This is a genomic window from Psychrobacillus sp. 05T411 (assembly GCF_056396485.1).
The window spans coordinates 1-21,471 of the sequence record NZ_JBFTLO010000037.1 but is presented as its reverse complement, the minus strand read 5'-3'; the positions used below and the strand labels follow the sequence as shown (position 1 = coordinate 21,471).

Sequence of the window (21,471 nt, the reverse complement as noted above, 5' to 3'; positions counted from 1 at the left end):
AAAAACAGCGGAAGTATCTGTGCTGGTGAGTTGCTAATGATTGAGTAGTATACATATCTTTAACTGCTCGCCAAGACAGTTATTTTATAAATGACACAAAATTTCAAAATAAGGGAGATGTATGGAATGTCAGGAATTATTCGCGTAACACCAGCAGAACTAGATGCAATGGCTTCTCGCTACAACCATGAGTCAGGGGAGGTTGGTTCTCAAATCGGTCGTTTAGACGGCATGATTGGCGAACTACAATCGATGTGGGAAGGTTCTTCTAGTACCGCTTTTGCTGAGCAATATGAGAGACTTAAACCCCATTTTAACGAAATGCGTGAACTTTTAAGTGAAGTAGGAATCCAATTAAGCCGTGCTGGTCAAGCGTTACAAGATGCAGACCAACAGATTGCAAGTCAAATCCGCGGGTAAGGCTTCTAAATTATTGAAGCAACAATTAGTAGAGCGTCGTTCCACAAAGGAAGGCGCTTTTTCCAACATTTGAGGTGAAATTATGTATATAGAAATTACAGTAGATTTGTCTAATTACGAAGGCGATGTGCTAGACCTGAGATTGTCCGATTATTATACGATGAAAAAAATGATTGGTATAGCGTGGCAAGCAAATGGAATTTCTAAAACTCCACGGGAAGGTCATTGGGTGCGTGTAGTAAACAAAGAGAAATTATTTCCCGGTCATTTAACGCTCGCGCATTGCGGAGTTACGACAGGTGATCGAATCGAAATTATTTGAAGGAGTATAAAAGATGACCACAAATTCACATACATATTTAAAAAATCGGATCGGTGCAGAAATAAACGAAGAAGAAAACAAAACGACATTCGTCTTCCAAAAAGAACGGGTCGGCTTTAAAAGAACAGAAGAAATTATCTTTCTACAAGAAGTAAGTCCAAAAATAGTGAAGGACATCGCCATAACGGATGATGAATTAATAATTCAAGCAACATTCCCCACTTCCTTTAGACGTTTTAGTGAAATGCATTTGGAAGAGGAAAAATCGAGATTAATGTTTGTTCATCAACTCGTGGAAAAAGTTTATGCTCATCCTTACCCCCGTTTAAATTTAATTGTTTGCCCAGAAAATATTGTCTATAGCAGAGGGATGGAATCTTTATTTTTGTATTACGGAGTGATGGGAAGCTTGCCGCCCTTTGAGACGAATGAGGAGCAGGTTTGGTTAGAGACGAAAGCGGTAGTAGCGACTAGCATGGACGCCTCTTTTACTTTTGAAGAGTATTTAAAATACTCGGAGATTCTGGAGTTAAAAGAAATTGGGAAAAAAATAATGTCTATGACAGATAGCGAATCCTTACTCGATTTTATCGGTCAACAACTAGAGCAATTGGAAATAAAAGAACAAGCGAATGTAAAACTGCCAAAAAAGAAGTGGACTATAACGAAATGGCTTTCTATAGGGCTTGGAGTGCTTATTATTCCTGCAATCATATTTACTATTATTTATTTCGTACACGAAAAGCCAAAAAATGAAGCGTATACCCTTAGTCATGAATTCTTTTTGGGACAAAATTATAGCGAAGTGGTCACACGTTTAAGCCCATATAGTGTGAAATCGATGCCGTACGTTGTGCTATACGAACTTGCCTATGCTTCCGTTTCCAACGAACGATTAGATGAGGAACAGAAAAAGAATGTTCTATCTAATATTACGCTACAGACAGATGCTGATTATTTAATGTATTGGATTTATATTAATCGGGGAGAAGCAGAAAATGCTGTGGATCTGGCAAGATCAATGGAAGACGGCGAGCTTATTACCTATGGATTATTGAAAAGACGTGAAGAAGTAAAAGCGGATCGACAATTGTCAGGTGAAGAGATGCAAACACTCTTAGATGAGATAGATAATGAAGTAGAAGAGTATGAAAAACTAATGGAGCAAGAAGAAGAGGAAGCTCATAGTTAAGTGAAATTCTTAAGCAGATAGAAAGAAGGTGTAGGCATTGCTGCAATTATGGCTGTTTTACGGTGAAGATTACCAATGGATTTGTTTAGAAGAAAGCGATTTTCAATCTATTACAATCGGTCCGAAAATGGAGAATGACATCACGATTCAATCGTATCCATTTACAAATGGGTATGTAACGGTCAAAAAAGAAGACAATCATTTTACCGTATATAATGGTAGCGATTATATAGGCAAACTATCAGACAAAGAAGACTTTGTGATAGAACAAGAAGATAAGTTATTACATTTATATACTTCTTCGGCACCTATTACCGAGAAGACCTACTATATAGACTATGAGCAGGAAGTAACTTTCTCTACCGAAGAAACTGCAACTTTTAAGCGAAATAACGTTCAATTCCCAAATGTGGAGTCCGGACATTTTTCCTTGAACAAAATAAGGACCGGATGGATTATTAAAAAAGGATTCGGTTGTCCTTTGTATGTAAATGGAAAACGATGTGAAACAAATAGAATCCTTCAAATTGGTGATATTATCCAATGGGCCTTTATGGAAATGAAACTAATCGAACGAGATCGTCTAGAAATTATAACTTACAATCCATATGAAACGACTCTTTCTGAAATCGAAGTGCCTAAATCAGAAACTTTCCGTATGTATCCCGATTATAGAAGAACACCTCGAATGATATATGATTTGCCTGAAGACAAAGTGTCCATATCATTCCCTGCACAAGAAAGCGACGATAATGGTCGTGGATTATTGTTAATCATTGCACTTCCACTTGTCATGCTCATTGTTCTCGGGCTTGTTGCTTACTTCATACCAAGAGGAAACTTCATTATTATTTCGATGGCAATGTTCTTAGCGGTACTAACAATGTCAACCGTTCAATTTTTCAAAGATCGTAAAAAGCGAAAGTTAAATGCAGAGAAAAGACTTCGCGTATATACTGCTTATCTAGAAAATATCCGTCAGGAATTGTATGAACTATCGGAAAGACAAATGAGCATATTAGCCTACCATTTCCCTCCTTTCGAAGAGATGAAACACATGACCAAAGCACTGTCCGGAAGGATTTGGGAACGTACACTAGATAGTCATGACTTTTTACAGTTTCGACTTGGTACAGGTATAATTCCCGCTAGTTATGAAGTCAAACTTTCATCTGGTGATTTAGCGAATCGAGAAATAGATGATTTGCTACAACAAGCACAGCGAATGGAAGCAGTCTATAAAGAAATTCCAGCAGCTCCGATTACTACTAATCTTTCGGAAGGGATATTAGGTCTTATCGGAAAAGAGTCCATTATTAAACGAGAATTGCATCAACTGATCGGTCAGCTTGCGTTTTCACATAGTTATCATGATACGAGATTCATATATATTTTTAACCATGAAGAATACAAAGAGATCGAATGGATGAAGTGGTTGCCGCATTTCAAGCTTCCACATATGCATGCAAGAGGATTAATACATAACGAAGAAACACGGGACCAGTTACTTTCTTCTTTATATGAACTCATTCGTGAGCGTGATGTGGATGAAATGAAAGGAAAAGTGAAATTCGCACCACATCTCATTTTCGTCATTTCTGATTATTCCTTACTTGCAGAGCATGTTATTTTAGAATACTTAGAGAGCAAAAACACCAAGGAACTTGGTATTTCGGTTATTTTTGCGGAGTCTGCACAAGAGCGTATGACAGAAAATGTCTATACACTTGTCCGCTACGTAAACGAACTAGAGGGAGACATTCTAATCGACGCTGGTAAAGCGGTGGATATCCCATTTCAGTTAGATGCTTACGATCAAACGACAAATGAACGCTTTGCCCGCATGTTAAGAACACTGAATCATCAAATTGGCATAAAAAATTCCATTCCAGATTCCGTTAGTTTTCTAGAAATGTTCGGTGTCAAAGATGTGGAAGATGTTCCAATCAGTCGTAATTGGACTGTGAATGAATCAGCCAAATCATTAGCTGTACCAATTGGCTTCAAAGGAAAAGATGAACTGGTTCAGTTGAATTTACATGAAAAAGCACATGGTCCCCACGGGTTACTTGCCGGTACTACGGGATCCGGTAAAAGTGAATTTTTGCAGACGTATATTTTATCGCTTGCGGTTCATTTTCATCCGCATGAAGTGGCTTTTCTACTTATTGACTATAAAGGAGGGGGGATGGCACAACCTTTTAAGAATATCCCTCACCTTTTAGGCACGATTACCAATATCGAAGGAAGTAAAAATTTTAGTATGCGTGCACTTGCTTCTATTAATAGTGAATTAAAAAGAAGGCAGCGGCTATTTGATCAGCATGTGGTGACACATATTGATGACTATACAATGCTATATAAAGACGGCAAGGCAGCAGAGCCGTTACCGCATCTATTTCTTATTTCAGATGAGTTCGCGGAGTTAAAAAGCGAGGAACCTGAGTTTATCAGGGAGCTAGTAAGTACGGCGCGTATCGGAAGAAGCCTTGGTGTTCACCTTATTTTGGCGACACAAAAACCTGGAGGCATTATCGATGACCAAATCTGGAGTAACGCCCGCTTCCGTGTTGCGTTGAAAGTGCAGGATGCATCAGACAGTAAGGAAATCTTAAAAAATAGTGATGCTGCTTCTATTACCGTAACAGGCAGGGGGTACTTACAAGTCGGGAACAACGAAGTGTATGAGTTATTCCAATCGGCATGGAGTGGAGCGGCCTATATGGAAGAAGTATTAGAAGGAGAAGACGATGTAGCAATTGTTACGGATCTCGGTCTTTATCCTCTTTCTGCTATAGCGACAAATGTGAAAAAGAACGCAAGCGGTTTAACGGAAATGGAAGCAGTCACTGCCAAAATTGCAGAAACGACCAAATCATTAAACATTCGTAAGTTAGCAAGTCCTTGGTTACCACCTCTCGCACTTCGAATGGACAAACAAGTAGCCAATGTATCACTTCAAAAAGGGATTCCAATCGGCATGATGGACGAACCAGAAAAGCAAAGTCAAACGCAAGTAAACTACGATTTGACAAAAGATAGCAATCTAGGAGTATTCGGTTCTTCAGGTTATGGAAAATCATATACATTGCTTACTGTCCTACTAGGAATAGCGGAGCAGCTAACACCGACTGAAGCAAACTTCTATATTTTGGATTATGGTAATGGATCATTGCTGCCATTAAAGCAACTTCCACAAACTGCCGATTATTTCACGATAGATGAAGAACTAAAACGTGAGAAACTAATCAAACGAATAAAAGAAGAAATCGCAAAAAGAAAGACTTCATTCCAACAAAGAGAAGTTAGCAATATTCATATGTATAACAAACTGTCTGACCAAAAATTACCGCTTATTTATATAGTAGTAGACAACTATGATATCGTCCGTGAAGAAATAGAGGAATTGGAAACCCAATTAATTCAATTTGGAAGAGATGGCCAATCACTTGGCATTTATTTATTCCTAGCTGCAACAAGGGTCCAATCAGTCAGACAATCATTGATGAATAATTTAAAAACAAAAGTTGTCCACTATTTGTTGGATGCTACGGAAGCTTTTTCAGTAATTGGGCGTGTCCCTTTCAACTTAGAGCCATTCCCAGGAAGGGCCATTTTGAAAAAAGAAGAAGCGTTTTTTACACAAGTATTCCTTCCGGCTAAGGGAGCAGATGATTTTGCTGTATTAGAGTCTATTAAAAAGAACGTACAGTCATTAAAAGATAAATATCTTGATATGGAACTTCCAAGTCCGATTGCCATGTTGCCGCTTGAGTTAACATCTATCAACTTCGCCTACTATTTGGATCACAGAGTGGAAAATGGAGTTGTTCCAATTGGATTGGATGAGGAAACGGTAGGTCCTATCACGATTGACTTTAAGAAAAATCGTCATTGTCTACTTGTTGGTCAAGTACAACGAGGAAAAACGAATACGCTTAAATGGATGCTTTCTACTCTTTTAGGACAAAAAACAGGATTTATTGCTATTTTTGACTCATTTGACCGTGGGCTATCCGAGTTTTCCGATTATTCAACTGTCGAGTATTTAGAAACGAAAGAGCGTTTAATCGAATGGATCTCTCGTGCGGAACAATATTATGTGGAAGCAGAAAAAGAATATGTAGAAAAGCTACAACAAGGAAATGTTCCAGTAGAAATTGTTCTTTCTTATTTTGTCATTGATGGGTATACACGCTTCTTACAAGCCGCGGACAGTAGCATTCAAGATCGACTCTCGAAGCTTGTGAAAAACTATTCTCACTTAGGATTTAATGTCATTGTTTCTGGAAATAACGCAGAAATGACAAAAGGTTATGATGCTTTTACAAACGAACTAAAACTTGTTCGCCAAGCCCTTATTTACATGAGAAAGTCGGAACAAACCTTATATACAGTAGCGTATGAGCGAAAAGAAGCGGAGCTACCACTAGGATTTGCACATTATATTTTGAATGGGAATGCGACAAAAGTGCAAATCCCCTTATGTAAGATGGAAAGGAAGATTATGCAATGAAAACGAATAAGCATATGAAATTATTAAAAATGAGTGCGGGGATTTTAATTATATTAGCGATTCCTATTATCTTCTTCCAACTTATGGGTGTGAATATGCTAGACTTGAACACTTCTAATAAGCGAGTGATTGCCATCGTGAATGAAGATTTGGGGCTCACGAAGGAAGAGGAAAACATTGAGATGGGAGTAGAGGTCGTATCTATTCTGGCAGCGGATTCCCCATATGAATGGAAAGTGATGGGGAGAGGGGCAGCAGAAAATGGTTTGAAATCGAACCAATTCGATGCGATTGTGTATATTCCATCTAACTTTTCTGAAAATATCATGTCATACGATCAACGTGATCCCAAAAAAGCAGAATTTTCCTATCAAGTACAGCGACAAAAAACAGGATTACGTAAAGAACGTGTACTCAATGAAATTCAAACAGCTACGAACCGTGTAAATGACAAAGTTTCTACACTTTACTGGAGCTATATTGCCCAGGAAATGAATCATATTAAAAAAGAATTCACGAACATATTAGGAAAAGAAACAGATTTTTTAAGTGCTATGTCGGCTTATTATAAACCTGAATCGGAAACCTTGGCTACGGAGATGAAAAGACAGAAAAATCAGATGGAATCCCTTCTTTCGACGATTGGTTCTGCAAACAATGCACATAATACACGTATCGAAAATGCGGAATCATTCGGACAGCAAATGACTGATTTCATCTCGTATGTACAGCAATATAAAGGATTTCAAGATACACAAAAACAAATTTTACAACAAGTGCAAGATAGTAGTTTAGCGAAGATTCATGCTGCTGCAATGGCACAAGCTGAAAAGTTCAACGAATCTGTCCAACAGCTAGAAGATAGCACCGAAAAATTAAATGATGAAATATACAAAGTGAACGGCATAATAGATGCCAACAAAGAAAAGCTGAATGCCTTATCCGATTTACGAAAAAATGAAGTAGATCGCCAATTATCCGACTTACTTGTCGTGCAAGGAACAGCAATTGATCGATATAATAATACTATTTTGGATAATTTGGAAAAAGGTATTGCCACGAGTAAAAACGGAACAGCAGTATTAGGTGTAGTGAATATCGGAGCAGATCAGCAACAGCTATCTACGATTAAAGAAGAAATGGCACAAAAAGCTTCTATTAAAGAAACGACTGGACTGCCTGGACTAGAAGAAGAGCGTGCAAAAGTAGCGGGTATTTTATCTGCGCTGTCCGCTCTAAAAGCAAAAGTTGTAGAAGCGGATCCGGAATCAGGTTTCGCTAGCGAATTAGAACTGCTTGAAGGAGAGTTGACTGCTGTAAACACAGTAATCTCCGAAAAAGAAATGGTTTGGAACAATGCGAAACAAGAAGGAACGAATGATTATGTAAAAGCTTCAGCAGACTATGGTAGCTTACTAGAAAATTACCAATCTGTTTATAGAGAATATGAATCCGTTCAACAAATATTAAGCACTTATCCAGTGGACACTGCAAGAATCGGAGCGGAAATAAAACAAAAAGAAGAATCCCTTTTAAAGCATGAACGCTTGTCTGATGATCAACGTACAAGATTAGAAGAGGTATTTACAAAAGGTGCTACTCGTACAGATACTAGCTCTCTATTGTCTTATTATGCAACGCTCAAACAATTTGAATTTACTTTAGATGAAGGCGGACAAAGTGCAAACAAAGATGCCATGTTGCAAGATGAAATTTTAACTGCTTTATTGAAAAATGTAGTCGATTTGAATGCGGAAGAGTTGGCAGGTTGGACTACTGTAACGGACAGTATTCCAGAGACGGAACTTGGGATGACAGATTTGAGTACGACATTTGCAGCAATCATGTCTGGTTACAAAGAAACAGTTGAACAGCAGCATGTTTCTTTGCTTACAGATTTACAATCTATTGATGAGCAAGCGAATATGCTATTGCAACAAATTCAAAACCCTTCCATGATGATTGGCTCTAGTGAACCAGTCCCAGCTACAACTGAAGGGCAAGTAGCTGCAGGTCAACAAAATGTAAGTAACCAACTTATTTCCTTGAGTAGTATGATCCAGTCTTTATCTCAAAAACAAAGCAGTTTAGTTAATTATGCAAGTGATTTATACGGAAAAGCAGATAATATAAAAGATACTTCCAGTGAATTTAGTAATAAATGGGAAACGAATGTGCAAGCCATGTCTGAATTTGATGGAGATATCCAAGGATTCCTAGCTAATACGTATGTAGATGGTCAAGAAAATGGCTATGCTTTTAATCATTTTGTAAACCCATTAGATGTAAAAGGGGAAGCGGAGCTATCCGATGAAGCAAACAAAGTACCGCCTGTCATTCTATTTATTATTATGTTAATAAGTAGTCTATTAATTGGTTATTTCACGTATCAAATGAAAGAAGGTCCAATCGGGTTACGTTTAGGACTTACCGCAATACTATCCTTGCTTGTTGGGCTAATTATTAGTTTATACAGTATTAATATGTATATTTTAAATGATCAGCGTGCAGTGGAATGGACTATTTTCACCATTCTTTTATTGCTTGCAGGTGCTGCGATTATCCGTACTGCTCTTGAGTTTGGACAGTCTGCAGGATGGATTGTAAGTGTTGCGCTTATGTGTTTGTATATTATCCCATTACTAATACTTGCCGTGCCGGATATTCATATTCCAGATATTTTATCGACTGTTTATATGTCTATTAAATATGAACCGGAAACTAGTTTCCTATGGGGAGTAGTGATTACAGGTGTGATTTCAATCGTTATGCTAACCATTTCTTATTTTAAGTATAAGAATGCTCCAGCAGTTCGAGTAGAGGAAGCGTATGAAAATTAGAACTACATTGTTGCTACTGATCATCTGGTTGTCTGCGGTACCATTTGTATACGCTGAGGAACAGTTCAAGGATTTGGAGCCGGTTATTTATGAAAAGTTAAAGTTTAAGAAAAACACCGATTACTTACATGATGGAAAAAAAACAGAGATGAAGAACACGATTCCTGAAAAGCAATTTAATATTTACTTCGATGGAAGAAAGCAGCTTCCTAATAGAGGTGATATATCATTTCTATTTCAAACTGCTGAGCGAGGGGAAATTAGTACGGTAGCAGCAAAATCTTCCGAACTAAAACTCTTTTTAAACGAAGGGATAGGAGATAAGGAATTTTCGGCTAGTCCGATAGATAAGGGAAAATCAGCGGACAATATAACCCGCACAATGATTTTACTAGCAATCATCGCAATTGGTATCGCCGTTTTATTTATCGTTTTTATACCGAGATTAGTCAATACACCAGATACATCCATAAAGAAGGCCTAGGAAAGGAGTAAATAGAATTGCTAGGATATTATTATGCACTTTTGCACAAAAAACAAGAAGAACTGAGAAGAATGATTGAGTGCCAAGGGAAAGTTACGGAAAAACAAGGTCAATTTAGTGAAAATGAACCTAAATGTATGGAACCAGAACTAAGGCCAACGACATGGCATGGAACGCTTGCAACTAGCTTCGATGACATCAGAGAATCGGGAATTCATGCTTCGTATTTAGAAATTGTCGGCAGTCAATTTTCGGCTGTTTTTAGTGCAATCTCAAGTAAAATCACCTCACTAATGGCAGAAATTGAGTCAATCCAACAAACGATTGCCAATTTACTAGCGGAAGAAGCTAGAGAAAGAGCAGAGGCATCTAAATAATGTGGGGGGAAAATCTTTATGTCAACTGAAGTGAAAATTGTGTATGCAGATGTAGAAACCCAATTAGCAGAAATAACAAATGCGACTGAAATGCTCAATCCAAAGGCGGAGCAGCCGATTACAGGAAATACCTTAGATGTTGTCACTAAATTGACAGAGCTTTCGACTAAACTAGAACAGTTGTTGATGAAATATCAAGAGGTGGTAATTACCAATATCCAAACTACTACGAATTCCGTTGAATTTATGAAAGCAACGGATGAAGAAATTTCTAGTGTGATGCAATGTACAGTTGACGGACCCCAGAGGGTGGCTCCATGAAAATACTAGATGTCAGCCCTTTTCATGACGGCTTACAGCGAAATATAAACATGCTTAATCGTATAGAAGGGGAAATGAAAGCAATCCAAACGGCAATCGAAGGACTTGCTTCGATGGAAGATTCCTTAAAAGGTACAGGTGGAAATGCCATTCGAGCATTTTACAATGATTGTCATTTACCATTTTTACAGTTTTTCACGACATGTAAAAGTAATTTTGGGACAAGGCTCACTCAAATGGATGCTGCACTCGATGCTTTAGAGCCAGATCCAAATGGTTTTATTCGCCAAAGTTTTTTAGAAGGCGAAGTAGAGGAAGGATTAACGGAAAACTCGCAAGTAACGAGTAATCTAACAGATGAGACAAATAGCATTATGGATCAAGTCGCAGATATCGTCGGACTTCCTCATTTAGATGATAGTGGTGTCCAAGACGGTGTCACTAACGCGAAGAAAAAGCGGGATAATACGGTTACAGATTTGAATGAGTTTGATTCAAGGCAGATGAATGCATTGACGCAGGTTGAATCAGATTTGCTGACGCTTGAACTGTGGTTACTGGACATTGAGGGGATGATGAATGACGGTTTGACGGATATTGACTTCCCGGCAACCCGATGGGGAGAGTATACCGAAAGTCATCCGCTTCGAACACAGTTAGATACCCGTTTAGGAGATACGGAAAACGTGTATGCAGATGGGGAAGAAGAGAAGCCGGGAGATGTTTCATCTGCAAATCCGACTGTGCTGATTTTGAAGGACGCAGTAGGAAATGCGAAAAGAGTGACTACTGGGCTAACTGGTGGAATTTCTGCATTCGGTATGTATGTGGCAGGTAAAGATGGCGGGCTAAGTACGTCAAGAGTATTTGATCCAAAAATGGGGACGTATGGATACCGTATCAATGCTACAGGTAAAGCAGTTAGCAGTCTAAAAGTAGATCTAGATGCTAAAGGATTTAAAGAACTAATGAAAAATGTTCCAAAAGGAAATAAAAAATGGTCACCAAAACATTATGAAATTGCGGCAAACAACACGCTAATGTTGAAGTATGGTACAAAAAAAACGGGACAGAGCGGTTGGTCCGGAATTGGGGATGAAGCATTAAAAAAACATCCATCTCTTGCCTATTGGAATGACCAAGCTACCAATATCCAAAAAGCTAAAACGGTCGGAAGTGCAACGCTGCAAGGTGCAGGGAAATCATTTACAGATCTCGTGGACGTAAAAGGAATGGTAACAGGTGGTCCTCTAAAGGGGATTAGTAAAGGGCTAGGACCTATAGGCGTGGGACTGAGCTATTATGGTAATTATACAACTGCTAAAGATGCAGGACTTAGTGATGGAGAAGCAGCAGGAAGAGCTACCTTAGATACAGCAATTGATGTTGCTGTAGGTGGGGCGGTTCAGGCTGGATTTACTGCTTTAGGAACAGTACTGATACCAGTGCCGGGAGTAGGTACAGCTGTTGGTGTGGCAGCAGGTCTTGCTGCTAATATTTTCTTAAATACGAAGTTTGGAGAAAAATCGCCAATGGAACATATAAAAGGATGGTTCCATTAAGCAAAAAGGTGGTCGCAATGGTGTTTAAATTAAGCGAAAAAGAATTTGAAGTTCTAAAAGGTCCATTTGAGTCAGGAAGGCAAAAACCTTCTTCGTTGGCTGGTACTTTATTATTGGCTATTATCTTCCAAGCATTACTCTTTTCATTAGAGTATTTCGCGGCAGGTCGTTACACTGTCTATCCGTACAAGGATCAAATTCTTTTGGTCCATTTTGTAATTACGGTACTGCTGAGTGTATTGTCAATTATCTACGCAATACCTATAGTTTATAAAAAAAGTGAAAAGATGCAGTATTTGCTATCTATTTTAGTATCACAAAACTTATTTTCAATTTCCTTTTTAATAAGCGCTTTATTTATCCTTGGTTATGATGGGGGAGGCGAGGTAGCTGATGCAGAATACCTCATTCAATTTACGTATATCGTTTTAGGAATTGGATTCTTACTCTTTGTTGCTACTTTTATACGTTTTTTTATTTTATTGAGAAAAGGCCATTATAGAAAAGGTTCTAAAAAAGATGCATTGAGGAGTCGTTTTGAAACTACTTCTTATGTACCAACCGCAATTATTGGAGGGGGAGGATTGGTTTTTATCATTCAATATATTGTGAGAACGTCTTCTATTAATGATCTTAATATGATGCTACTTATTATAATTGGGATTGGGCTATTTTTTGTCATGTTATTTATCTTACCTGAGCAACTTGTTATTTTGTACTGTAAATTCCGATTTAAAAGCTTTAATTTTAATGAGCGTGGTTACTTGAATAAATAGGCTTAAATTGAAGTGGAGTGCTCAAATGATAAGAAAATTAAAGGAAGAAGATTTTGCAGTACTTAGAGGACCCTTTGAATCCGGTAGGCAAAGCCCGGGTAGTTTAGGCTTTATATTAATATTATGTATATTCTTACAAGCGATGTTATTCGCCCTAGAATATTATGTGGCAGCTGATTCAACTATTTATCCACATAAAGATGAAATTTTGTTGATACATCTTTGGGTTACTGTTGGAATTATTATACTTTCTATTATCTATTCAATACCAGCAATATATAAAAGAAGTGGTCGGATACAGTACTTGGTATCTATTTTAGTTTCACAAAACTTATTTTCTTTTTCAATATTTATAAGTGCTTTATTTTTTATTGGAAAAGAAGGAGAGGGGGGGAAGGTAACGCCGGAATCTCTCTTGAACTTCACTATTATTTTATTATTGATAGGTTTGTTAATTTTTATCGTTACATTTATTCGTTTCTCTCTATTATTACGGAGAGGTCATTACCGAAAAGGCTCAAAAAAAGAGAAGGTGAGGGGAAGATTTGAGACCACTTCTTATATCCCAACGGCTATTGTTGGTGGTCTAGGTATAGTTTTTATTATCCAATACATTGCACGTAATTCGGCGATTGATGATATTAATGTAATAGTTGTAATCGTTGGAGGAATTGTTATGTTTTTTGTCATGTTATTTATATTACCTGAGCAACTTGTCATTTTGTACTGTAAGTATCGTTTTAAGAGCTTTAACTTTAACGAGCGTGGTTATCTGAATAAATAGGTAGCAATTGGAGAAAGGGTGAATCAGGATGGGAATTGAAATATGTTCATTAGTTTTTGAAAATGTATTGACGCATGAAGTGGAGCAGAAAAAAGCAGATTGGCAGGAATGCATTTATATGCTGGAGGATTTTACGCTGAATAAGGACGTCTATCGAAACGGACCCTTATGTTTTTCCTTTGAGCAAAGTCCGACAGATGAAAAGTCAGGTCGATTTACATATTATTTGCCTATCAGTAGTCCAGTAGTTCTTTCGGATGAGCAGGACTTTTCCTTCCAAGATATATTGGTGCTAGAGCGGGCATTGGTACTGCGACAAGCAGATCAAGAGATGGATTTTTATGCTGCTTATGAAAAAATCAAATCGTATGCAAATGCTAAAGGGATTACGCTAGCAGAGACGTATTATTGTGTATTATTGGAAGTGTACGGCGATTACATAATTGATTTGTATGTACCAGTAATAGGACAGGGTGAGGAAGAATGATTGTAGAAAACCATCAAATTGCTTATCGGAATGTGGCATCCAAATTGTATAACTTTTTACCAGAGGAAATTGATGTTGCACTAAATGATTTTGATGAAATCTTAACGGCCCATGGGTATCATCCAACAGGAGCGATATTTTTCTCGATTATTAGCGATCCAACGGCAGAAGTGATGACCGCTCAACTGTTTCTTCCAATTGCTGAAAATCATTTTTCTATTTCTAAGGCAGTAGAGGTGAACTTCAGTAGCTATTTTAATGTCGATCATTTGCTCATGACGAGAATTACCGAAAACTATGAAGTACAATCTCAAGTAAAATATTGGGAGCTATTCGCTTATTTAAAAGAGCATAATATGACCCAAAAAACACCTGTATTCGTTCAGTTTAAAAAAACAAGATCTAATAGAACATACGCTGAAATGAGCTTAGGTGTATTGTAATTCATTTGAAAGTTACGTAGTATACGGTTTCTTTATTACAGAAGTGTTACTGGTGCCAGGCACCAGTAACACTTTTGTAATAAAAGGGGGATATAGATAGGGAAGAGAACTCCGATAAAAAAATTAGGTACGGACAGAAGAAAAATATAAAAAAGTTACATAAAAGAACCAAATAATATCCGGCTGACCAGATAAAAATAGGAGAACTATCAATCGTAGTATATAATGAAGAGATGAACAAAAAAAAGGAGTTTGGATTAGTTGAATAAAAAGATAGTGAATAACGAGTTACCGGAGAATTATGAGGAATTAAAAAAAGCAGCAAACCGCACATCCAATTGGAGAGCGCGTTATGATGCGGTGGAAGAATTGGGAAAATACAATACTAGTCAAGTCATTGACATTATGAAATCTAGACTAGCAAATGACCCAGTGTATAAAATTCAGGAAGCGGCATATCGTATACTTCTTGAGTTTGGGGAAGAAGCAGCGCTACCTGCACGCAAGAAGTTTGAAGTGATTAAAGGAGCTAACAAAGTCTTCGTTCGTGTGAAAAAGAGTTTACCGGCTGATCATACATTTGAAGAATTTGCAACAAAGTTAAAAAGAATGCGAATCGACGTGTATGATGCATATGAAGGTGAAAAAGGATCAGATTTTAAAACATGGCTCGAAAACGAATGGGCTAACTTGAAGTAATTATAAGTAAAAAGAGGGCAGCTGTCGAAAAGACGGTTGCCCTCTTTTAGGTGCCAGGCACTTGTGATATTTTTGTAACAATTCGTTTTATTTTTGGATGATTACTTTTATACCTTCAATTTGGGCAAGGTTAATCGTGTAGAAGTTTTCTGTATGTATAAATGTTTCACCATCTACCGCATCTTTTTTGGCTTGATGAATATTTGTATTCGTTTCTAATACTAATTGCTCTCCTCCTCGGAAAGTTAAAAGATATTTGTACTTTTTAAGCTCGCTTATTTTTTCCAATATTCCACCTTCTTTTTTATTTTTAGTATATCATTACATTACAATAGTACCAAGTTAAATTTTTATTTATAGATAAAAAGGGGTAATGGTCCAAAGACTCATTACCCCTTTTTTTAGATATGCGAATTGAGTTTGTTTGATATAACCTTCCCTGTTTCGATTACTTTATTTGTCAGAAAGTCCAGACGTTCTTCTGTCAGGTTAAAGCTGACGACTCCGATACTAATGGCACCAACAATTTGTCCAAGGCTATCTTTGATAGAAACTGCGACAGAAGATGTGCCTTCTGTTCGTTCAGAGTGACTAGTTGCATAGCCTTGCTTCGTAACTTGATCTAGTGTTTGGATAAACTCGGGCACTTTCTCTATAGGTAAAAGTTGCGACAAAATATTTTCGGACTGTGATTTTGGCATTGCTGCTAACATTGATTTGTTTGCAGCTCCAATATTCATTGGAATACGTATCCCAAGTTGGTCGTAAATTCGGATTGGATTGTTTTCACTGTCGATTCTTTCTACAATCATGGCTTCTGTGCCAACTGGTTTACTTAGGTAGACACTCTCACCTACTTCTCTACATAAGCGTTCTAACTCGGGTCTAATTTTGCTGACATAGTCTATTGTATCGTACACTTGTAAACCATATTCTAGCCAAACTACACCAAGACGGTACAATTTGGAGTGTTCATCTTGTTCAACCATGCTTTGTTTAATCATCGCTTGTAATAATCTGTGCATTGTGCTGAGTGGAAGCTCACATTGTTTGGAAAGCACAGAAATACTTAATCCTTTTTCATTTGCATGCGCAGCTAAAACTTTTGCAACAGTCATAGCACGGGTTATGGATTGCATGTAAATCACCGCCAGTTTCTATATTATTCTAGTATAATTAATTTTTAATATTCTAAATATATTGACATGATACCACGAAACGCATATATTTTAAATATAATATTTCCGTTATTCAGAAAGGTTTTCCGATATGCGGAAAAGGAGGAGAAGAAATGTCTTATAACTCATCTATGTATAAAAATTTAGAGCGAGTAATTGTAAAACATCCGAACGAAGCTTTTATTAGTCAAGAACATTTAGCGAATCAATGGAAAACATTTAATTATTTAGAAGAACCCAATTTCGAAGAGGCGGTTAATGAATATAAAACATTCATCGAAATCTTAGAAAAGCATGTACCACAAATTGATTATCTTCCACACTCAGAAAAAGTAGGACTAGATTCTATTTACGCGCATGATCCGGTAAAATTCACACCTGCTGGAGCAATCATTTTAAAATCAGGCAAAAAATTAAGACAGCCAGAAGCAACTGTTTATAAAGAATTTTTACAAGAAAAAGAGATTCCGATTATTGGAGAGTTAACTGGTGAAGCAGTTTCAGATGGTGGGGATATCGTTTGGTTAGATGATAAAACGCTAGTAGTTGGTCGTGGATATCGTACAAATGATGAAGCAATTCGCCAATTAAAAGAAATAACGGCTCCCTATGTAGATGAGTTCATCGTAGTGCAACTTCCGCATGACCAAGGAGAAGCTGAGTGCTTACATCTGATGTCTTTCATTAGCATGGTTGATAAAGACTTGGCGGTAGTGCATTCTCCGTTAATGCCCGTATTTTTCCGACAGTTACTGATAAAGCGCGGTATTCAGTTAATTGAAGTACCAAAAGTGGAATACGATAATCTTGGATGCAATGTTTTAGCGCTTGCACCACGAGTTTGTGTAATCGTCGAAGGCAATGATGTCACGAAACAGCAATTGCTTGATGCAGGTGCAACCGTTTATGAATACAAAGGGCGAGAAATCAGTGTTTTAGGTACTGGTGGTCCAACATGTCTAACAAGTCCGGTCATTAGAAATTAAGGGGGAAAATAAAATGAGTAAATTTAATAATGTAATCGCAAAAACACCTGGTAAAAGTTATGTAGAAGGTTTAACTACATCTGATCTTGGAAAACCGGATTATGAAAAATTATTAGTTCAGCATGAGGCATATGTGGAAGCTTTGAAAAAATGCGGAGTAGAAGTAACACTTCTTTCAGCTAGTGAGCAGTTTCCAGATTCAACATTTGTGGAGGATGCTGCGGTACTAACAGCTGAATTTGCCGTTATTACAAATCCAGGAGCGGAATCTCGAAATGGAGAAATTGTTGAAATTGAAAGCGTTTTAAAAGATTTTTATAAAAAGTTTCATTACATTAAATCGCCTGGAACTCTTGACGGTGGAGATATTTTACAAGCCGATAATAAGTTTTATATCGGAATTTCCGAACGTACAAATGAAGAAGGAGCACGTCAGTTAAAAGAAATTCTAGAAAGCGAAGGATTTGAAGCAACAATCATCCCACTACAAAAGTTCTTCCATTTGAAAACAGGTATCGCTTACTTAGGAAATAACAAAATGGTCGTAGCAGGTGAATTTGTAGATCACCCAGCGTTTGAGTCATATGACAAGATTGTTATTACTGCTGAAGATGAATACTCTGCAAACTGTATTCGTGTGAATGATTACGTCATTATTCCAGAAGGATACGGCGAAACGAAGCGCAAAATCACCGAGGCAGGCTACGAAACAATCGAACTGGATATGTCAGAAGTTCGAAAACAAGACGGCGGTCTAAGCTGCCTATCACTTAGATTCTAACAAAGTAGATTAATACGGGCGGATTGTTAAGGTTATATTGTTACAAATGCATTACGGGTGCCTGGCACCCGTAATGGTTTCGTAATAATTCAAAGGGAGAAAAGAAAGTTTAGTTTGGCAGATTGCAATAGGGGAGGGAATATTATGTCTAATAATGGGGATTTAACACAACAAAATGAATTAAATCGTTCGATGAAAAGCCGCCATTTATTTATGCTTTCACTGGGTGGGGTAATTGGGACTGGTTTGTTTTTAAATGCAGGTTACACGATTAATCAAGCTGGTCCTGGTGGTGCTATTCTTGGTTATTTATTTGGTGGTTTAATTTTGTATATGGTAATGGTCTGTCTTGGTGAGCTTGCTGTTCATATGCCGGTAACTGGATCATTTCAAACATATGCCACGAAATTTATTAGCCCATCCGCTGGATTTTCACTTGGATGGATGTATTTTGTAGGGTCCGCGGCTACAGCTGGAGTGGAATTTACTGCGGCTGGTATATTGATGCAGCATTGGTTTCCAGATGTGCCAATTTGGATATGGTGTGCAATTTTCATGGTTTTATTATTTGCATTGAATGCGCTTACAACGAGAGCTTTTGCGGAAGCTGAATTTTGGTTTGCTGGTATTAAGGTTGTTGCGGTCGTTTTGTTCATTATTATTGGAGCGGCAGCGATTTTTGGGTTTATTCCATTGGAAGAAAGAGCAGCACCACTTGCCACTAATTTAGCGCCCTCAGGATTGTTCCCTGCTGGGATTGTCATTGTTTTTGTGACTATGATGAACGTTATCTTCTCTTACCAAGGATCAGAGTTAGTTGGGATTGCTGCGGGTGAAACAGAAAATCCACAGAAGAATATTCCAAAAGCGATTCGAACGATTCTTTTTAGAATTGTCGTGTTTTATATAGCATCTATCATTGTATTATCAGCTATTTTCCCGGCTTCTGAACTTGGGCTATTAGAAAGTCCGTTTGTAACGTTAATGAATTTAGCTGGAATTCCTTATGCAGGTAGTATTATGAACTTTGTCATATTGACTGCAATTTTGTCAGTAGGGAATTCTTGTTTGTATGCATCCACACGTTTATTGTGGTCGATGGCAAAAGAAGGTATGGCACCGAAAGTGTTCGGTCGTTTATCTAAACGAAAAGTTCCACTTACAGCTTTAATATTTACGATGGCTTTCTCCTTATTGTCTCTACTTACAAGTGTTATGGAGGCGGATACAGTATTCGTATTATTAATGTCGATAGCCKGAATTTCAGTTACTATTTCCTGGATGGGGATTGCTGCATCGCAGTTAATGTTCCGTAGACATTACTTAAAGAATGGTGGAAAACTGGAGGATTTAGGATATAAAGTTCGTTTTTACCCGCTTGTTCCAATATTCTGTATCGCGTTTTGTTTATTAATATTAGTATTTTTAGCTTTTGATCCGACACAACGAGTAGGTTTATATTATGGTATAGGATTTTTCATAGTTTGTATGCTATTCTATAAATTGCGATTAGAGAAAAAACAACAAAAAGAATCTGCATTAAATAAAGTCGCGCAAGAGAGTTAATTATTACATTTACGTTACGGGTGCCTGACACCTGTAACAAAGGAGAAATATATGATGAGTCAATTATTATGGGATACGCCGGAGAGACTTCGGACGTTGTTATGTGAACTTGTTAGTTGGGATAGTATTACACTGACGGAAGGGGAGACTACTTTTGCCCCGAAAGTATTGGATAAGTTAAGAGAATTAGCATATTTTCAAGATCACCCAAGCCATCTGCAGTTGCATGATGCAGGACTTGGTCGACATGTGGTCACTGCCTTATACAAACACCCAGAAGCTGTTGAAACGGTTGTATTAATTAGCCATTTTGATACGGTTCAAACGGAAGAGTATGGATCTTTACAACCACTTGCTTATTTTCCAGAGGAACTAACGAAAAAGTTAATGGAAAATCCGGATGATCTGCCTGAATCAGCGCGTATTGACTTGGAAACGGGTAAGTATCTGTTTGGTCGAGGGACGATGGACATGAAAATGGGGCTTGCACTTCATATGCAGATGCTTGAAAAAGCGAGTCGCGAAGCATGGCCGATTAATTTAGTGTTAACTACTGTTCCCGATGAGGAAGTGAATTCTGCTGGAATGCGCGCGGCTGTGCCTCAGTTAGTTCGTATTCAAGAGGAGTTTGGACTTACCTATAAGCTATTTTTGAATAGTGAACCTTCATTTTCACAAAAACCGATGGATATTGCGGAGTATATTTATTCTGGGACGATTGGTAAAATTATGCCTGCTGCTTTATTTTATGGGAAAGAAACGCATGTTGGAGAGCCGATGAAAGGAATGACGGCCAACTATATTGCATCTTATTTAACACAGCGTATGGAGTGGAATCCTTTATTCCGTGAAACAGATCTTGGGGAAAGTACACCACTTCCGGTTTCATTACAGCAAAAAGATTTGAAAATGTCTTACTCTACGCAAACACCTTATCGAGCTGTGGCACTTTACAATGTATTTCTGTTGAAACGAACTGCTGCGGAAGTAATGGATTTGTTTGAACAAGTAGCTACAGAAGCGATGGGTGCATTGAATGAAAGCTACAAAGAGATTTGTGCGCGAGAGCAAGTGAGTGGTGTTGGAGAAGTGAAAGTGCTTCGCTATGAACAGCTTTTAGCATATGCAAATAAAAAATTAGGTAATGCAGAAGTAGACCGATTGAAAAATGAAGCGCTCGAAAATGAAGAATGGGATGACCGTGAAAAGTCACTTCGTATTGTGGATAATCTAATGATTCAATGTCAAGAGCTTGCACCTGCGACTGTTCTCTTGTTTGCACCACCATATTATCCAGCTGTCAATACTTCCGATCATCCGATTGTGAAGGAAGCAGTAGAACTAATGAAAAAATCAGCACAATCATTTGATAATAAAATCGATCAAATCCACTATTTCAATGGGATATGTGATTTGAGCTACGTGAATTATGACGATTCAGGCAACGGTTGGGCTGCTTTTGAAAGTAACACACCAGTGTGGGGAGACACATACAGTATTCCATTTGAAGAGATGGCACAGTTAAAAGGACCGGTATTAAATGTAGGTCCGTTCGGTAAAGATGCGCATCAAAGAACAGAGCGACTGCATGTAGATAGTGCCTTTGTCGAAATGCCAGTTATGCTAGAAACATTAATAAACAGCCTATATTAATAGAGAAAGCGACTCCCAAAAGTGAATTTGGAGTCGCTTTTTTGTTTGTTACAGAATTATTACTGGTGCCTGGCACCAGTAATA

The 21,471-nt window shown here is 37.8% G+C and carries 20 protein-coding genes; 18 read left to right on the top strand and 2 right to left on the bottom strand.

Annotated features, from left to right (window positions below):
- The first annotated feature begins 126 nt into the window (after positions 1–126).
- From AC1DFT_RS18770 to AC1DFT_RS18705, 14 genes are all read left to right on the top strand, one after another.
- Positions 127–420, top strand: coding sequence for a WXG100 family type VII secretion target (locus AC1DFT_RS18770; protein WP_478160838.1), 294 nt, complete (start codon positions 127–129; stop codon positions 418–420).
- Positions 421–502: 82 nt separating this feature from the next.
- Entirely contained in the window at positions 503–742 is a 240-nt protein-coding gene (yukD, locus tag AC1DFT_RS18765; RefSeq protein ID WP_478160836.1) for an ESX secretion system protein YukD, read from the top strand.
- 13 nt (positions 743–755) lie between these two features.
- Entirely contained in the window at positions 756–1,934 is a 1,179-nt protein-coding gene (essB, locus tag AC1DFT_RS18760) for a type VII secretion protein EssB (RefSeq protein ID WP_478160834.1), read from the top strand.
- A 37-nt stretch (positions 1,935–1,971) separates the two neighbouring features.
- On the top strand, positions 1,972–6,450 hold the full coding sequence (gene essC, locus AC1DFT_RS18755) for a type VII secretion protein EssC (protein ID WP_478160832.1): 4,479 nt from the start codon (positions 1,972–1,974) through the stop codon (positions 6,448–6,450).
- On the top strand, positions 6,447–9,290 hold the full coding sequence (gene esaA, locus AC1DFT_RS18750) for a type VII secretion protein EsaA (RefSeq protein WP_478160830.1): 2,844 nt from the start codon (positions 6,447–6,449) through the stop codon (positions 9,288–9,290). Before essC ends, esaA begins: the two co-directional genes overlap by 4 nt.
- A complete protein-coding gene (locus AC1DFT_RS18745; protein WP_478160828.1) occupies positions 9,280–9,774 on the top strand; it encodes a type VII secretion EssA family protein in 495 nt (164 codons plus the stop codon). The genes esaA and AC1DFT_RS18745 overlap by 11 nt, the downstream gene beginning before the upstream one ends.
- Before the next feature lie 17 nt (positions 9,775–9,791).
- The gene (locus tag AC1DFT_RS18740; protein WP_478160826.1) at positions 9,792–10,151 is read left to right on the top strand and encodes a YwqH-like family protein; all 360 of its coding nucleotides are present in this window, start codon (positions 9,792–9,794) and stop codon (positions 10,149–10,151) included.
- Positions 10,152–10,169: 18 nt separating this feature from the next.
- A complete protein-coding gene (locus tag AC1DFT_RS18735) occupies positions 10,170–10,472 on the top strand; it encodes a YwqI/YxiC family protein (RefSeq protein WP_478160824.1) in 303 nt (100 codons plus the stop codon).
- A complete protein-coding gene (locus AC1DFT_RS18730) occupies positions 10,469–12,034 on the top strand; it encodes a ribonuclease YeeF family protein (RefSeq protein WP_478160822.1) in 1,566 nt (521 codons plus the stop codon). The genes AC1DFT_RS18735 and AC1DFT_RS18730 overlap by 4 nt, the downstream gene beginning before the upstream one ends.
- 17 nt (positions 12,035–12,051) lie before the next feature.
- On the top strand, positions 12,052–12,810 hold the full coding sequence (locus AC1DFT_RS18725; protein WP_478160820.1) for a hypothetical protein: 759 nt from the start codon (positions 12,052–12,054) through the stop codon (positions 12,808–12,810).
- Positions 12,811–12,835: 25 nt separating this feature from the next.
- Entirely contained in the window at positions 12,836–13,594 is a 759-nt protein-coding gene (locus AC1DFT_RS18720; protein ID WP_478160818.1) for a hypothetical protein, read from the top strand.
- A 28-nt stretch (positions 13,595–13,622) separates the two neighbouring features.
- Entirely contained in the window at positions 13,623–14,081 is a 459-nt protein-coding gene (locus AC1DFT_RS18715; RefSeq protein ID WP_478160816.1) for a DUF5085 family protein, read from the top strand.
- On the top strand, positions 14,078–14,524 hold the full coding sequence (locus tag AC1DFT_RS18710; protein WP_478160814.1) for a DUF5085 family protein: 447 nt from the start codon (positions 14,078–14,080) through the stop codon (positions 14,522–14,524). Before AC1DFT_RS18715 ends, AC1DFT_RS18710 begins: the two co-directional genes overlap by 4 nt.
- A 261-nt stretch (positions 14,525–14,785) precedes the next feature.
- Positions 14,786–15,223, top strand: coding sequence for a HEAT repeat domain-containing protein (locus AC1DFT_RS18705; RefSeq protein WP_478160812.1), 438 nt, complete (start codon positions 14,786–14,788; stop codon positions 15,221–15,223).
- A gap of 87 nt (positions 15,224–15,310) precedes the next feature.
- Here the strand turns inward: AC1DFT_RS18705 and AC1DFT_RS18700 are convergent, their stop codons facing one another.
- The gene (locus AC1DFT_RS18700; protein WP_478160810.1) at positions 15,311–15,511 is read right to left on the bottom strand and encodes a hypothetical protein; all 201 of its coding nucleotides are present in this window, start codon (positions 15,509–15,511) and stop codon (positions 15,311–15,313) included.
- 113 nt (positions 15,512–15,624) lie between these two features.
- A complete protein-coding gene (locus tag AC1DFT_RS18695; protein ID WP_478160808.1) occupies positions 15,625–16,362 on the bottom strand; it encodes an IclR family transcriptional regulator in 738 nt (245 codons plus the stop codon).
- Positions 16,363–16,514: 152 nt separating this feature from the next.
- Between AC1DFT_RS18695 and AC1DFT_RS18690 the strand changes: the two genes are divergently transcribed.
- The 4 genes from AC1DFT_RS18690 to AC1DFT_RS18675 all read left to right on the top strand — a co-directional run bounded on the left by AC1DFT_RS18690 (position 16,515) and on the right by AC1DFT_RS18675 (position 21,387).
- Entirely contained in the window at positions 16,515–17,387 is an 873-nt protein-coding gene (locus AC1DFT_RS18690; protein WP_478160806.1) for a dimethylarginine dimethylaminohydrolase family protein, read from the top strand.
- 13 nt (positions 17,388–17,400) lie between these two features.
- A complete protein-coding gene (locus AC1DFT_RS18685) occupies positions 17,401–18,168 on the top strand; it encodes a dimethylarginine dimethylaminohydrolase family protein (RefSeq protein WP_478160804.1) in 768 nt (255 codons plus the stop codon).
- A gap of 144 nt (positions 18,169–18,312) precedes the next feature.
- Positions 18,313–19,734, top strand: coding sequence for an amino acid permease (locus AC1DFT_RS18680; protein ID WP_478160802.1), 1,422 nt, complete (start codon positions 18,313–18,315; stop codon positions 19,732–19,734).
- A 54-nt stretch (positions 19,735–19,788) separates the two neighbouring features.
- The gene (locus tag AC1DFT_RS18675; RefSeq protein ID WP_478160800.1) at positions 19,789–21,387 is read left to right on the top strand and encodes a M20/M25/M40 family metallo-hydrolase; all 1,599 of its coding nucleotides are present in this window, start codon (positions 19,789–19,791) and stop codon (positions 21,385–21,387) included.
- The last annotated feature ends 84 nt before the right edge of the window (positions 21,388–21,471 follow it).

Bases quoted from the DNA above. Each gene is read 5' to 3' on its own strand.
- AC1DFT_RS18770 (WP_478160838.1), top strand. From the start codon at position 127: ATGTCAGGAATTATTCGCGTAACACCAGCAGAACTAGATGCAATGGCT.
- yukD (WP_478160836.1), top strand. From the start codon at position 503: ATGTATATAGAAATTACAGTAGATTTGTCTAATTACGAAGGCGATGTG.
- essB (WP_478160834.1), top strand. From the start codon at position 756: ATGACCACAAATTCACATACATATTTAAAAAATCGGATCGGTGCAGAA.
- esaA (WP_478160830.1), top strand. From the start codon at position 6,447: ATGAAAACGAATAAGCATATGAAATTATTAAAAATGAGTGCGGGGATT.
- AC1DFT_RS18745 (WP_478160828.1), top strand. From the start codon at position 9,280: ATGAAAATTAGAACTACATTGTTGCTACTGATCATCTGGTTGTCTGCG.
- AC1DFT_RS18735 (WP_478160824.1), top strand. From the start codon at position 10,170: ATGTCAACTGAAGTGAAAATTGTGTATGCAGATGTAGAAACCCAATTA.
- AC1DFT_RS18730 (WP_478160822.1), top strand. From the start codon at position 10,469: ATGAAAATACTAGATGTCAGCCCTTTTCATGACGGCTTACAGCGAAAT.
- AC1DFT_RS18725 (WP_478160820.1), top strand. From the start codon at position 12,052: ATGGTGTTTAAATTAAGCGAAAAAGAATTTGAAGTTCTAAAAGGTCCA.
- AC1DFT_RS18720 (WP_478160818.1), top strand. From the start codon at position 12,836: ATGATAAGAAAATTAAAGGAAGAAGATTTTGCAGTACTTAGAGGACCC.
- AC1DFT_RS18715 (WP_478160816.1), top strand. From the start codon at position 13,623: ATGGGAATTGAAATATGTTCATTAGTTTTTGAAAATGTATTGACGCAT.
- AC1DFT_RS18710 (WP_478160814.1), top strand. From the start codon at position 14,078: ATGATTGTAGAAAACCATCAAATTGCTTATCGGAATGTGGCATCCAAA.
- AC1DFT_RS18695 (WP_478160808.1), bottom strand. From the start codon at position 16,362: ATGCAATCCATAACCCGTGCTATGACTGTTGCAAAAGTTTTAGCTGCG.
- AC1DFT_RS18690 (WP_478160806.1), top strand. From the start codon at position 16,515: ATGTCTTATAACTCATCTATGTATAAAAATTTAGAGCGAGTAATTGTA.
- AC1DFT_RS18685 (WP_478160804.1), top strand. From the start codon at position 17,401: ATGAGTAAATTTAATAATGTAATCGCAAAAACACCTGGTAAAAGTTAT.
- AC1DFT_RS18675 (WP_478160800.1), top strand. From the start codon at position 19,789: ATGAGTCAATTATTATGGGATACGCCGGAGAGACTTCGGACGTTGTTA.